Below are 13,427 nucleotides of genomic sequence, written 5' to 3' on the forward strand. Positions count from 1 at the left end.
GTCGTGGAGCTAGCGATCGAGAAGGGTGATCGTAGTTTCACACAGTGACCTGACCGTTGGAAGTAGTCGATCAGGCAGTTGACTGCCGGTAACCGCATGACGTTCTTCGGAGATGACTTCTTCTAGAGCATCAGGAATCATCATTGCGAGCACCCGCACAGTTGCCAGGAGCCATTGCCCATCAACTTTGGCTTCTGCGGCGAATTTGGCCCAGTGTCTGTGTGCAACTCGTCCGAACCGCCGCTCACCGCCTATGGCCATGGCAGCGTTTCGTAGCCCGTCCTTTTTATCGGGGAATCCGTTTTCATTCTTGTACTCGTAAGGTAAGCCAGAGGCTACGTCGTATAGCGGGGCAAGGGCCACTACATCCGGTGCAAGAATTATCGAATAGTTCTTTGCGTGCGCATCTGGCGCACCGATTAGATAGTTCCCTATCAACCCTTCGATGAACCGCAGGACCTCGCTTTCCTCTGCACCCGCCCGGCGTAGGGTTCGGACAATTGACAGTGCGCTTGGACCCTGTTGAGCTTCGTATTTCTTGGTCGGTAGGGTCGATGTTGCCTGACAGAAGTCTTCTTGATGGATGCGAAGCACTCTGCCATCGATTGTCATCCGGTCGTAGCGTTCCACAACAATGGCATTTGTGCCGTCGAATTGCATATACCTTGAGTTGGCAACCGTGAGCCCAACTTTCGAGAGTGTTCGGAGCGAAAGATGCTCATTGAGCGCTTGGTCTCGAAAATCATGAATGCCAGGTTTAAAAATGTGAGTGGTTGGCTCCGCCCCCGTTGCTTCGAACCACCCGTCGTCCCAGCGCAAGGCAAACTTCGATTGTGCTCCTGCTAACGACCAGCGTTCTCTGTCAACAAGCCAGGACCCCTTGGGCTGAGAGATTAGTGCGCGTAGGCGCTCACCAACCTCGCGTTCTGTGCACGGAATCAAGTTACCTTTACTTTGCCGAGCTGAATCCAGTTCATCTGGGCGTGCAAACTGGATAGCACCTGCGCACTCCAATCCAATGTGTTCCAGGAGCGCGAACGGATTTCCAGAAGAGATACCGAAATTGTGGGCTAGAGCCTCCCTTACGCCTTCTCCTTCTGGCAGAAGACCCTCAATGAACGCGTCAGTCGCCCGTCTCGGGTATGGGGCCAGGCGGTACGGCAATGCCACGGAGACCTCTAAGGCGGGGTCCGAGTCTTTGAGGTATTGGAACGTTCGGTTCCCTTGCGGGCTTTGAATCAGAACACCGACTACTTCTCCATGGAGCAGCACAAGCAATTCTTTCATCCTGCATCATCCTGCTTCGGATGATCGTCAGGGAGTGTGTTGCCGGTGATCTTGGTCGCTTGGCGGATGGTTTCGAGGAGCTCGGGTGGGAGCTGGGCGGCTTGGCGCATGGTTTCGAGGAGCTCAGGCCGAACCTGGGCAGCTTGCCGCACGACGTCGAGTGTGGTGCGTGACGGCGCCGAATATTGACGCATGATGTTCAATGCTTTTCGAGCTTCAGATGTGGTTGAGTCTCTGATCTTTTGCGCAGATACGGTGCCCGGGGTGGAGGCCTTAGCTTGTGGTGATCCTGCCTCGTCTTGCTCTGGCTGCTCGATTAGCTGGATGGAGAGATCTAGGGCTCGCAAGACCGCGAGCACTTTGCTTAGCTCGGCTCCCGTCCGTGCCCCTTGTTCGAGGCCGATCAGCCACTTGCGGGAGACTCCGGCGCTTGTTGCCAGCGAGGCCTGAGTCAGTCCGGCACGGGTGCGAGCGTCGTGGATTGCTGCGCCTAGTTGGCGTCCTGTTGTGATAGCTCGGTTCCCCATGATGTGAACGTACCATCACATGATTATTTGTGTACATACCGTCACTTCTGGAGGGGTGCACGTATCGTCACATTCTGTAGTGTGAAGGTGCTGTCACATTATCCAATGTCCATGCAGTTGATTTTTGACGGCTGCTCCCCAGCCAAAATCAGGACTGCGGCCCCGCTTCGTGTGAAGTGGGGCCGCAGTCTTATTCGGGGGAGCGAGCTGCCGCTCAGCACATTTACTGTTCGGGAACCAGAGCCTGGCCGTCCCAGACGTAGTTCACGGTTTCCCCGGTCTCCCGGCCTTCGCCCTCCAGGGTCTTCTGAATCACAGTGGGTTCTCCGTCCTCACTGATTTTCAGATCAGCATTGGAGAACGGGGTCTTTACTGCACCCTCACCCGGGGGCATGGTGCCGTTGGAGTCGTAGCCCTGATCGGTGGGCGTCAACACGGTCACACCCTTGTCATAGGAGAGGTACACATTGCCGTACTTGTCCACGTTGGAGCCGTTGTTGAGCTCCCACTTCTGGCCACCCAGGGAGGGGGAAGTGCCGAAGGACACCACGGGGCTGCTGTCTTCCGATCCCACGTAACCCACGGGCTGACCGTTCTGGTACAGAGCGTATGAAGCCAGACCGGTGCTGGGCGCAGCGCCCTCGGGGCTCGTGACCTCGTGATAGGTCACGACCTCCATGGCACCGAACTTGGGGTGCTCCACGGGGATGCGTCCGGTTTCAGTGCACTGGCCAGCGCACGGATCGGCTACTGCAGGCAGCTGTTCTGCGCCGTCGGATTGCTCACCGGTTGCGGTTGAAGCCGGGTCTGCGCCGGGTGTCGCAGATTCGGTGCCCTGTGCGGGCTCCTCGGTGCCAGAACCGTGAGCGGTCTGAGCCGCGGGGCTGGTGGTTCCTTCCGCGCTGTCCGCTGCGGGGCTCGCGGTGGCCTCGGTATCGGCCTGGCCGCAGCCCACCAGCAGCGGGATGGAGAGAGCAGTTGCGGTGATGGCAGTAGCTTTCTTGTTCATGATCCTGACCTCCTTGGAGGTGGTTGCCGTTCAGGTCACAACCCACACTTCCCGGGGTGATTTGCGAATGCAATACGTCGTGACGGAATCGTGATCCGCTGCTCAGCCCCTCGGGCTGCCGTGTCGAGCGGGGGAATCCGCTTCCCCGCGCGGCTGACAGCAGCAGCTAACTATTAACCAATGCAGACGAAAAGCCCCGGTGGATAGTTCATGTATGAACTATCCACCGGGGATGGTGCGATGTGCCCGTGGGGCGGGCCGAGCGGCGTCGTCGGGCGGGAATCCAGCTATGCCGGAGAACCCGAGACGAGGCTACGAGTAGTCGTAGAAACCCTTGCCGGATTTCTTGCCCAGCTCGCCGCGCTCAACCATGTCGCGCATGAGCTGCGGCGGTGCGAAGCGGGGGCCGAGCTTGGATTCGAGGTACTCCGCGATGCCCAAGCGCACGTCCAGACCCACGATGTCCGTGAGCGCGAGTGGGCCCATGGGGTGCTTGTAGCCGAGCACCATGGCGTTGTCGATGTCCTCGGCGGAGGCCACACCCTCTTCGACCATGCGAATAGCCTCGAGGCCCAGCGCTACGCCCAGGCGGGAGGAAGCGAAACCGGGGGCGTCATTCACGGTGACCGGGGTCTTGCCGATGCCGGCGACCCACTCGAGGGTCAGCTTCTGCAGCTCATCGCTGGTCTGCTGTCCGATCACGATCTCCACGAGCTTGGAGGCCGGAACCGGGTTGAAGAAGTGCAGGCCGCAGAAGCGCTCGGGGTGCTTGAGTTCGGCGGCCAGCCCGTCCACGGACAGCGAGGACGTGTTGGTGGCCAGCCAAGCGCTCTCGGAGAGGTTCGCCTCGACCTGCTGCAGCGAGGAAACCTTGAGGTCCCAGATCTCGGGAACGGCCTCAATGACCAGCTCGCACTCGGAGAAATCGGAGTGGTTCAGGCTCACGGAGAGGTTCTCGGCCCACTTGTCCAGGTTGCCGTCGATCTTGCCGCGCTCAAGCGACTTGACAAGGTCGGATTCGATGCGCTCCTTGGCAGACGCGGCCGCCTGGGGATTCGCCTCGACCACGGTGACGTTGGAGCCGGAGATCAGGAACGCGTGCGCGATACCCGCACCCATGCGGCCACCGCCCAGCACGCCCACCTTGGCGGGAACAGTGCCCTTGGTCTCTTCGCTCATTTCTTGTTCTCCTTCTTCCGGTCCAGGAACGCCTGCATCCGGTCAAACTTGGCTTGGGATTCGAACAGGATCGCCTGCGCGAGTTCGTCCACGTGAGGGTGGGACTCGCGCGGCATGTGGAACACGCGCTTGGACACGCGCACGGCCAGCGGGTCCTGCTTGCCGATGCGGTCGGCCAGCGCGTGCGCGGCATTCACCAGTTCAGCCGGTTCGTGAATTTCGGTGATCAGGTGCGCGGCCAAGGCTTCTTCCGCGTTGAGAATCCGCCCGGCCAAAACGATCTCCTTGGCCACCGGTTCACCCGCGAGTTCCTTGATGCGCCACAGGGCACCCGCAGCGGCGATGATGCCCAGGCCGGTTTCCGGCTGGCCGATCTTCACGTACGGGGTTCCCAAGCGGAAATCCGCGGCCCACGCGAGTTCCGCACCGCCACCCAGCGCGTAGCCGTCCAGCGCAGCGATCACGGGCATGGGCAGTTTGGCGATCCGGTCGAAAATCTGCGAATTCACCCCGCGCAGCGCATCCTCACGACGCCGCTCGCGCAGCTGCGCGATATCCGCACCCGAGGCGAAAATCCCCTTGCCGTTCACTTCCGTGCCGGACAGGATCATGATCTTCGGGTTGCGTTCCAGGTAGCCGCACACGGTGTGCAGCTCGTCGACCATGGTCTGGTCGATCGCGTTGCGCACGTCCGGGCGGTCCAGGATCACGTGCAGGCGGTCCGGGGTTTCTTCCAGACGGATGGCGCTGAAGTCACCCTGCAGGATCTGCTGATTCGCTTCGGCTTGATTCTTACCGTTCGACGACGTCGCGTGCTCGCTCATGCGGGCATCACACCTTCTCCACGAGCATGGCAGCACCCTGGCCCACGCCGATACACATGGTGGCCAGACCCTTGTCCGCGTTCTCGCGTTCCATGCGGCCCAGCAGGGTGATCACGATGCGCGAGCCGGAGGAGCCCAGCGGGTGGCCCAGGGCGATGGCACCGCCGTCGCGGTTGACGATGTCCGGGTTCAAACCAAGACGGCGGATCGAGGCCAGGGACTGGCTGGCAAAGGCTTCGTTGATCTCGGCGGCCCCGAGGTCATCCACGGTCCAGCCCGCACGCTTGAGGACCTTCTCTGTGGCGGGGACCGGGCCCAGGCCCATAATCTCGGGAGCCAGCCCGGCGGAAGCACCGTCGATCACGCGGGCACGGGCCTTCAAACCGTATTTCTCGATGGCGCTCTCGGAGGCCACGATGATGGCGGAGGCGCCGTCGTTGAGGGATGAGGCGTTACCGGCCGTGACTACGGAACCGCCCTTGACTACGGGGCGCAACTTAGCCAGGACGTCCGGGGTGGAGCCGGCTCGAGGACCCTCGTCGGTGTCAACGGTGGTGACGGCACCCTTGCGGCCCTTGACCTCGACCGGCACGATTTCGTCCTTGAAGCGGCCGGCCTCAATGGCTTTGATGGCCTTTGCGTGGGACTCGGCGGCGAATTCGTCGCAGTCCTCACGGGAGATGTTGTCCACGCGGGCCACTTCCTCTGCAGTTTCCGGCATGGAGTAGGTGGCCTTGCCGTCGCGGGAGAGCGGGCCGTCCTCGAACTTCTCGTTCACGAAGCGCCAGCCGATGGAGGTGTCGAAGGCTTCGCCGGGCTTGGCGAACGCGGTCTTGGGCTTCTCGACAACCCACGGGGCACGGGACATGGACTCCACGCCACCGGCAATCACGATGTCAGCCGCGCCGGACTTGATCATTTGGGAGGCGATGGTGATCGCGGACATGCCGGACGCGCACAAACGGTTCACGGTGATGCCGGGCACGGTGTCCGGGTAGCCGGCCAACAGCCACGCCATGCGGGCCACATTGCGGTTTTCTTCACCGGCGCCGTTGGCGTTACCGAGGATGACCTCGTCAACGGCTGCGGGATCGATGCCGGCGGCTTCGACCACGGACTTGATGCAGAGGGCGGCCATGTCGTCAGGGCGAACGGAGGACAGTACCCCGCCGTACCGACCTACAGGGGTGCGGGCCCCTCCGACTAGAAAAGCTTGCGGCATCGTGGACATGCTGTCTCCTTCGCAGGGGCAATAACTGACCGATCGTTCATCTAAAGATTCCACGACTTTGTGACCTACGTCAATACACTCGGTCGGGATTGCGGGATTCGGACTTTTTCGGCTCCAATGCGTTCGGTTTCATGCTGAGGGTCGGAGCTGAATGACCTGCGAATGCGATGTGGCCGGACCCGCGAAGGATCCGGCCACATCTGTGATTCAGTTGCATGCACTGCGCGGAGCTTTACCGGCGGTGCTGCGGGGCATTGCTGTCCATGTCCTCGGGCAGTACCGGGGGAACTTCTTCGCCCGGGTGCTTGGCAATGAATTCCTCGTGCACTTCCTCGATGTGCAGGTCGCGGCCCTGGTCCGACTTGCGGACGAAGCACACGGCCGTGAAGGACACGACGGAGAGCAGAGCGATGTAGAGGCCAATGGTCCAGGACTGGCCAGTTTCGTTCAGCAGCAGTTGGGCGATCAAGGGGGCAAATGCGCCGCCAATGATGGATCCGAGTGCGTAACCGATCGAGATGCCGGAGTAGCGGACACGAGCCGGGAACATCTCCGCGTACATCGCGGACTGAGGGCCATAGGACGGGCCCAGGCCGATGGTCAGGATGAAGATCGCCGCCGCGAACAGTGGCAGCGATGCCGTATTCAGCATGAACCACATGGGGATGGCCCACAGGATGATGAACGCGTAACCCAGCTGGAACGTCAGTTTTCGTCCGATCTTGTCTGACATCCAGCCGCCGAGCATCGTGAAGATCAACCAGCCGATGCCCCCGATCAGGGATGCGACCAGGGTTTCGGATCGGGGCATACCCAGGACCGTGGCACCGTAGGACGCGAAGAACGCGATCACTAGGTAACCGGCGGCGTTGTTGGCGGCAAAGATCAGGGCGGCCAGGGTTACTTCGCGCTTGTTGGTGCGGAACAACTGGCCCAGCGGAGCTGAAGACTCCTTGGCGCGCTGCTGCATGGCAACGAACACGGGAGACTCATCCACCGCGCGGCGAATCGCGTAGCCAACACCGATCAGCACGATCGAGAACAAGAACGGAACGCGCCAGCCCCAGGACTCGAACTGCTCGGGGGTCAGCAGGGATGTCACGCCGAACATGAACAGGGTGGCCATCAGCATGCCCAAGGGCACGCCGATCTGCGGGTAAGCCCCGAACAGGCCGCGCTTGTGGTTGGGGGCGTGCTCCACAGCCATCAGGGCCGCGCCTCCCCACTCGCCACCGGCTGAGAAGCCCTGCAGGACGCGCAAGCAGAGCAGAATAATGGGCGCCGCAATACCGATCTGTTCGTAGGTGGGAAGCAGGCCGATCAAAGTGGTGGCCGCGCCCATGCCGAACAGCGTCAGCACGAGTGTGATCTTACGACCGTACTTATCGCCGATATGGCCAGCCACGATGGCGCCCAGCGGACGGAACAGGAAGCTGATGCCCAGGGAAGCCCAGGCGACGATCTGTCCCACAGCCGGATTCTCAGCGCCTGCCGGGTTGAAGTAGTGCGTGGCCAGGATGAAGGCCGCTGCCTGAGCGTAAATGAAGAAGTCGTACCACTCGATGGTTGTGCCCACCAGGGTGCCGGCGAGAACCTTGCGCTCTTCGCGGGACATGGTGTGCGCCTGCTGCTGTGCGGGCGGGGAAGCTGCGTTTGTAGCCATGGAAGCTCCAGGATCATGAGTTGCGCGGTCCGGGCCCGGCAAGATCTGTGATTACTGACCGAATGGTCGTTGGAATAGATAGTACTGATGATCGTGACTCGCGTCACTACCTCCGCGCAAAATTATCAAAGGTCTGAGGAAACACGTGTGAAGCTCTGTCTCGGGTGCCGTGCTGACCAGTCTCTTCCCCTGGGCGACGACCTTCCCTCGGGCGTCCAATGAGCCATTTCATTCGGTCTTACTGTGTGGTAGACCCGGTTACTCTGCAGTACGGTCGCATCAAATGGTTGCGCGGGGTCTGGTCCCGCGTTCCGAATTTCGCAACCAGGCTCAGCAGCGCGGATCAACCGGTCACCTAGCGCAACTGCTGATCCAACCAGCACATCCACTGGGCTCGACGGTCTGGGTGCCTGAGGTCGTCCCAGGTCAGCACTCGCACCTTCCATCCAGCATCACGAAAGCGTTCGAGCCTGTAGTTCTCGTCCCGGTAGATCTGAGTGTCGATTGCGTGGTCATTGCTGTTGTATTCGAGGGCCGTCCGCTTGGCGACCCATGCGAGGTCGGGGAATCGTTCCCGGCCATCCAGCATCACCAGTGGGTTCATGCTGGGCGGCGGGAAGCCGTTCTTGAGGACCAGCAATCGAGTCAACGTTTCGGGTGAAGACCACGTGCGTTCCACCGCGTGGCTCAGAAGTCTGGCGATTCGACAGGCGGAGCGTGAGCGTGGGGGAAGCAGGGCGAGAGTCCGCGAGATTTCTTCACGGTCGAACGGTTTCAGCCAGATCTTGTTGGTGACCTGGATCCGGTGCGCCAGCAGGTAGTCCAAACAGGCAATGATTCGCCACGCGGACAGGTAAGGGGCGGCCACGGTCAGTGCTTCGATCGGATGGGTGAGGGCGCACTCCGATGGACCCAAGTACGGGTTCAGCCCATAGGACTTGGTCATTGTGGCACCACCCAGCTCTGACGTGGGGCGGTAACGGTTCCAGGCCAGGTGGGGTGAGCCCATGGCGCTCACAAAGGCGCGTGCTCGCGGAGCGGGTTCGTGTCCGAGCGTCGGATTGATCCAGTGTTGAGTGGAGTCGACGGGCACCTTGTACAACCGCAATGCGTGGAGGCCGGTGATCGGCAAGCCGCTCATGTTCCGCCGGAAGTGTCGGTGCAGCAGCACGGAGAGCATCGCGGGTTCGTAATGCTCTGGCTTGTGGAACCAGTATCCGCGGGTCAGGCGCACCATGGCGGGGTCCGCGTTGAGCTGAGGAGCGCGCAGACCCCAGTCGACCGTCGGCAACACATCTGGCAACGGGTCGAAACTCAGTACTCGAGCGGCTTTCATGACCGCGACTGTAGGCGGTCTCGGGGTCGGTCAGTTCGAGTTATCCACAGTCACTTCTGCCGACTGTGCTAGCTCTCCGGTTGAGCCCCACCATTTCATCCTGCCTTACTGTTCGGTAGGGCGGGTTACTTTGCCGTAAGGCGGCATCAGATGGTCGGCCGCGATGGCCGGCTGAGCTGCGACGCCGGCCGGACCCGGCGGACCCGGCGGGCGGGGAGGCGGCGTGGCCCTAGGCGGCAGCGGGGGCACTAGCGGTGGGGTGGGGAGGATGAGCCAGGGTGATGGGGGCGGGAAATGAGGGGGCAGAGGCGGGTGGCGCGAGCGGCGTCGTCGTCGATTGATTGCCGACGCCGCTCGCGAACCTTGCTAGAACAAGCGCTCGGTCGCGAGGCGCGCGCCTTCGACCAGGGAGCCGAGCTTGGCCAACGCGATCGAGGGGTGGAGGCGACCGCCCAGGCCACAGTCAGTGGAGGCGATGACGTTCTCGCGACCCACCACGGACGCGTACTGCTCGATGCGGTCGGCCACGAGCTCCGGGTGCTCCACCACGTTGGTCGAGTGGGAGACGAAACCGGGGTAGACCACCTTGCCCTCGGGGAGCGTGTGGTCCTTCCAGACCTTCCACTCGTGGCCGTGGCGGGGGCTGGACGCCTCGAAGCTGTAGCCGCCCGCGTTGATGGTGAGCATGAGGTCCACCAGGTACTTGAACTCGAGGTCTGTGGTGTGCGGGCCGTGCCACGAACCCCAGCACAGGTGGAAGCGGATCTGGTCCTCGGGGAGGTCGCGCAGGGCGTAGTTGAGGGCGTCCACGCGGATCTTGGTGAAGGCCAGGTAGTCCTCCACGGTGGGCTCGGGGTTGATCTGGTCCCAGGACTCGGCGATGGAGGGGTCGTCGATCTGAACGGTCAGGCCGGCATCGATGATGGCCTTGTACTCCTCGCGCATGGCGTCCGCGCAGGCGTACACGAGCTCTTCGTCGGTCGAGTAGTACTCGTTGCGGACACGTGCGCAGGAACCCGGGGACAACGCGGCCACGAAACCCTGCTGGGCTCCGGTCTCGGCCATCGCGTCCTTGAGACGGCGGATGTCACCGGCCACGGCTTCCTGACCGGCGTAGGTCAGCGGCCCGGTGATCTTGGGCTGGGCGACCGAGGCGCGGTGCGCGAGAACTCCGGCCGTGGGGTCCTCGTAGGCGTCGCGGAAACGAGCGCGGTCGCGGCGGTCCGGGAAGCTGGTCAGAACGATGTTGCCGGGGGAGGAGCGCTTGACCTCGGCGTCCTGCCAGCGGTCCTCGTTGGTGGGGGTCAATCCGCCCAGGCGGGAGAACGAGTAGTTCCACCACGCGCCGTAATCCACGGAGGAAGACATGGTGTGGCCGTATTCGCCGTCGTTGACGATGTCCAGGCCGATCTCGCGCTGCTTGCGAACGATGTCGATCACGCCGTTGTCGAGCGCGGCATCCAACTCCTGGGCGGTGGCTTCACCCTCCTGGAAACGCTTGTTGGCCTCCAGTAGATCGGGAGTGCGGGGCAGCGATCCTACGTGGGTGGTCTGAATACGATCGGTGTTCTGAGGCATGAACTAGCAGTCCTTTCCATCGGTCCTGGCGGTAGCACCGTGGGCTGAATCCCGGGTTGCTGCGGCGTCAACGAGCCAGATCTCTCGGCCGCTCTGGATGGGTACCCATTCATCAAACATCATGGGTGGGTGGTCGGGCCAATTGTGGCGCGCGTAATGTGTGGGACGTAGATCACCCATTACCGAGGAGTTGGGGCATGTCGGACAGCACGCTCAAGGACAAGAAGGCACTGGTCACCGGCGGGGCGAGTGGCATCGGCGCGGCAGCGGTTCGGGCCCTCGCGCAACGCGGCGCCCACGCGATCGTGGCCGACATCGACCCTCAGGCCGCCGAGGCCATGGCGCAAGAAGTCGGGGGCGAGGCATGGGCCGTTGACCTCACCGACACCGCAGCGCTCGCGGACTTGAGTCTCGACGTGGATGTGCTGGTCAACAACGCCGGGATTCAAAAGGTCACGGCCGTCCAGGACTTCGATCCCGCCGACTTCCACCGGATCCTCACGCTCATGCTCGAGTCCCCGTTCCTGCTGATCCGTGCCGCCCTGCCTCACATGTACGAGCGGGAGTGGGGGCGAATCATCAACGTGTCCTCGATCCACGGTCTGCGCGCCTCGGCGTTCAAGTCCGCATATGTCGCCGCTAAGCATGGGTTGGAGGGCCTGTCCAAGACCGTAGCTCTGGAGGGCGCTCCGCACGGTGTGACCAGCAACTGCGTGAACCCCAGCTACGTGCGCACGCCCCTGGTGGACAAGCAGATCAAGGACCAAGCGGCCACCCACGGAATCCCCGAGGACGAAGTGGTCGAGAAGATCATGCTCACCGAATCAGCGATCAAGCGCTTGGTTGAGCCGGAGGAGGTTGGCGAGCTCATTGCCTTCCTGGCCGGTCCCTCCGCCGGCATGGTCACCGGCGCTGCCTACACGATGGATGGCGGCTGGACGGCGTCCTAGCCAGATGGCACCGGGCGCTCCGGGCCGTCGCCCACGATCTGACCGTTGCGGGGTAGGCCGTCCGGAAATGACAGGGGTAAGCCAACAGCCTGAGCGAAATCCAGAGAATCGACCGCCTGCACATGCACGTGCGGTTCGGTGCTGTTCCCAGAATTTCCGAATTGGGCAACTGCGGTCCCAGCCTGAATGCTCTGGCCAACTCGAACCCTGATGCTGCCTTGCCGCAGGTGGCACAGTGCTACGTACTGGCCGCTGAAGGAATCCTGCACCACCACGTAATTTCCAGCCAACGCGCCCCATCCGGCGGCGACGCGGCAGGCTTGGGTCAGCGCGTAACCAACGGAGGACAACCCGCGGAAGGCGTCGTGATCTTCGGCGTGGTCGTCCGCCAGAACCACCGTGCCGGTCACGGGTGAAATGACCGGTTGTCCGAAACCGACGAACTTCTCGGGAGCCTCCGTGCGCAACAGCGACGTGCCAGTGAACCTGGCCGAACGGTTCTGTCCATCCACCGGCACAAAATCCATCGCGAAACTGGTGCCGAACCGATCGGTTCCGTGGCTCGGCACTCGATTCGCGGGGCTGTTCTGCACCAGGCACCGCCCGTGGAACGGATAGTCGAGTTCCATGCCCTTCATTCTTGCCCGTCCGGCGACTCGTGGGAATAGGCCACGACGCCGCTCACACACCCCGGCACGCACGGCGGGTGGGCCGAGCGGCGTCGGCGAACCATTTCGTCAGGGGTTACGACAAAGTAACCGGGTCTACTGCGCAGTAAGCCCTCATCACATGGTCCGGCCCGTACGCCACGCCGACGACGCCGCCCGCACACCCTTCCAGGCCCGGCACCCTACGCCGAGGGCGGCCCGGCACCTTACGCCGAGGGCGCCCCGGTGCGCAGGGCCGTGGACAATTTGTGCGCCTGATCGAGCAGCGCCGCGCCCAGTTGGGGGCGGCGTTCGGCGCGGAATCTTGATTCGATGCCGGTCAATGACAGGGCGTACCGGGGTTGTCCGGAGGCATCGAACACCGCGGCGGCCATGCCCCATGACCCTTCGACAATGCGTCCCGGATTCAGGGACCAACCGTGGTCGCGAACGCGTGCGACGAGTTTGCGGACGTGTGCGTCGCGGTGCTGAGAGCCGAGGCGTTGCCGTTCGTCCCGGGTGTCCGCTAGGGCGGTCTCGAGCTGATCCGGCGGGAGTTGACCGAGGATCGCGATCCCCGCGGACGCCACGCCCAGCGGGAGGCGGAGCCCTTCGTAAAGCACATGGGAGCGGACCGGAAACGACCCCTCGACGCGCGCCAGGCAGATGACCTCGTTGCCGCGGCGCGCGGAGAAGAACGCGGATTCACCAGTGGCTTCCGAGAGGCGCTGCAGGCACGGGGTGGCGAGTTCCTGTGCCGGATAGCGCTGGGCCGCCACGGTGCCCAGGATGTGGAGTTCGGGTCCGAGCGCCCAGTTGCCGTTCTCGGTGCGGTCGACCAGGCCTTCATCGGCCAGCGCCGTCAGGAGCCTATGGGTGGTGGGCCTGGTCAGTCCGGTGTGGAGCGCAATTGCCGCGGTAGAGCCAGCCGTTTCACTCGCGGCAACCGCCTGCAGGATGGCCGCCACCCGGGCCACGACCTGAGTGCCCCTCTGGGTATGCGGTGAGCGGGAGTGCGACGAGGTATTGGAATCCGGTGTCGTCATCATCGTCCCCTGGCTTGGAGCTGTCGCGAAGTTGTTCACATTATGGACAGACTAGACGCTGTTTTTCAGAATATGAGGACTTGACCGGAAGAATGCGGGCGCTCATTGACCAGGATGTGGGCGCTTCCTACGCTGAGATGGAGATCACAC

Annotated in this window: 12 protein-coding genes and 1 riboswitch; of the genes, 1 reads left to right on the forward strand and 11 read right to left on the reverse strand. The window is 62.7% G+C overall.

Features of this window, described 5'->3' with window-relative positions:
- Positions 1 to 9 precede the first annotated feature (9 nt).
- The 9 genes from CKW39_RS00110 to CKW39_RS00150 form a co-directional block, all read right to left on the reverse strand.
- Positions 10 to 1,287 carry a type II toxin-antitoxin system HipA family toxin gene (locus tag CKW39_RS00110; protein WP_095796186.1) on the reverse strand — a complete coding sequence of 426 codons (1,278 nt, stop codon included), beginning with the start codon at positions 1,285 to 1,287 and terminating at the stop codon, positions 10 to 12.
- On the reverse strand, positions 1,284 to 1,814 hold the full coding sequence (locus CKW39_RS00115; RefSeq protein ID WP_095796187.1) for a helix-turn-helix domain-containing protein: 531 nt from the start codon (positions 1,812 to 1,814) through the stop codon (positions 1,284 to 1,286). Before CKW39_RS00115 ends, CKW39_RS00110 begins: the two co-directional genes overlap by 4 nt.
- A 223-nt stretch (positions 1,815 to 2,037) precedes the next feature.
- Positions 2,038 to 2,823, reverse strand: coding sequence for a hypothetical protein (locus CKW39_RS00120; protein WP_095796188.1), 786 nt, complete (start codon positions 2,821 to 2,823; stop codon positions 2,038 to 2,040).
- Between the two features lie 312 nt (positions 2,824 to 3,135).
- Complete coding sequence (locus CKW39_RS00125) at positions 3,136 to 4,002, reverse strand: 3-hydroxyacyl-CoA dehydrogenase family protein (protein WP_095796189.1); 867 nt, start codon at positions 4,000 to 4,002, stop codon at positions 3,136 to 3,138.
- Positions 3,999 to 4,826, reverse strand: a complete 828-nt coding sequence (locus CKW39_RS00130; protein ID WP_095796190.1) for an enoyl-CoA hydratase/isomerase family protein — start codon at positions 4,824 to 4,826, stop codon at positions 3,999 to 4,001. Before CKW39_RS00130 ends, CKW39_RS00125 begins: the two co-directional genes overlap by 4 nt.
- A gap of 7 nt (positions 4,827 to 4,833) precedes the next feature.
- Positions 4,834 to 6,057, reverse strand: a complete 1,224-nt coding sequence (locus CKW39_RS00135) for a thiolase family protein (RefSeq protein WP_095796191.1) — start codon at positions 6,055 to 6,057, stop codon at positions 4,834 to 4,836.
- A gap of 232 nt (positions 6,058 to 6,289) precedes the next feature.
- The gene (locus CKW39_RS00140; RefSeq protein WP_095796192.1) at positions 6,290 to 7,720 is read right to left on the reverse strand and encodes an MFS transporter; all 1,431 of its coding nucleotides are present in this window, start codon (positions 7,718 to 7,720) and stop codon (positions 6,290 to 6,292) included.
- A 355-nt stretch (positions 7,721 to 8,075) separates the two neighbouring features.
- The gene (locus CKW39_RS00145; RefSeq protein WP_129700881.1) at positions 8,076 to 9,056 is read right to left on the reverse strand and encodes a hypothetical protein; all 981 of its coding nucleotides are present in this window, start codon (positions 9,054 to 9,056) and stop codon (positions 8,076 to 8,078) included.
- Positions 9,057 to 9,422: 366 nt separating this feature from the next.
- Positions 9,423 to 10,634 (reverse strand): cobalamin-independent methionine synthase II family protein, encoded by a 1,212-nt coding sequence (locus tag CKW39_RS00150; RefSeq protein ID WP_095796194.1) that lies wholly within the window; start codon positions 10,632 to 10,634, stop codon positions 9,423 to 9,425.
- A gap of 13 nt (positions 10,635 to 10,647) precedes the next feature.
- Positions 10,648 to 10,738: riboswitch (SAM riboswitch) on the reverse strand.
- Positions 10,739 to 10,831: 93 nt separating this feature from the next.
- On the opposite strand from CKW39_RS00150, the gene CKW39_RS00155 reads away from it, so the two are divergent.
- Positions 10,832 to 11,584, forward strand: a complete 753-nt coding sequence (locus CKW39_RS00155; RefSeq protein ID WP_095796195.1) for a 3-hydroxybutyrate dehydrogenase — start codon at positions 10,832 to 10,834, stop codon at positions 11,582 to 11,584.
- Here CKW39_RS00155 and CKW39_RS00160 read toward each other — a convergent pair.
- Together CKW39_RS00160 and CKW39_RS00165 are read right to left on the reverse strand one after the other, a co-directional pair.
- Positions 11,581 to 12,213, reverse strand: coding sequence for a M23 family metallopeptidase (locus CKW39_RS00160; RefSeq protein WP_254049193.1), 633 nt, complete (start codon positions 12,211 to 12,213; stop codon positions 11,581 to 11,583). The two genes, CKW39_RS00155 and CKW39_RS00160, sit on opposite strands and share 4 nt — an antisense overlap.
- Positions 12,214 to 12,458: 245 nt before the next feature.
- Positions 12,459 to 13,280: an IclR family transcriptional regulator gene (locus CKW39_RS00165; protein WP_254049194.1), complete on the reverse strand. Its 822-nt coding sequence runs from the start codon at positions 13,278 to 13,280 to the stop codon at positions 12,459 to 12,461.
- Positions 13,281 to 13,427: the final 147 nt, after the last annotated feature.

Source organism: Kocuria sp. WRN011, from assembly GCF_002295155.1.
GTDB classification, from domain to species: Bacteria; Actinomycetota; Actinomycetes; order Actinomycetales; family Micrococcaceae; genus Kocuria; species Kocuria carniphila.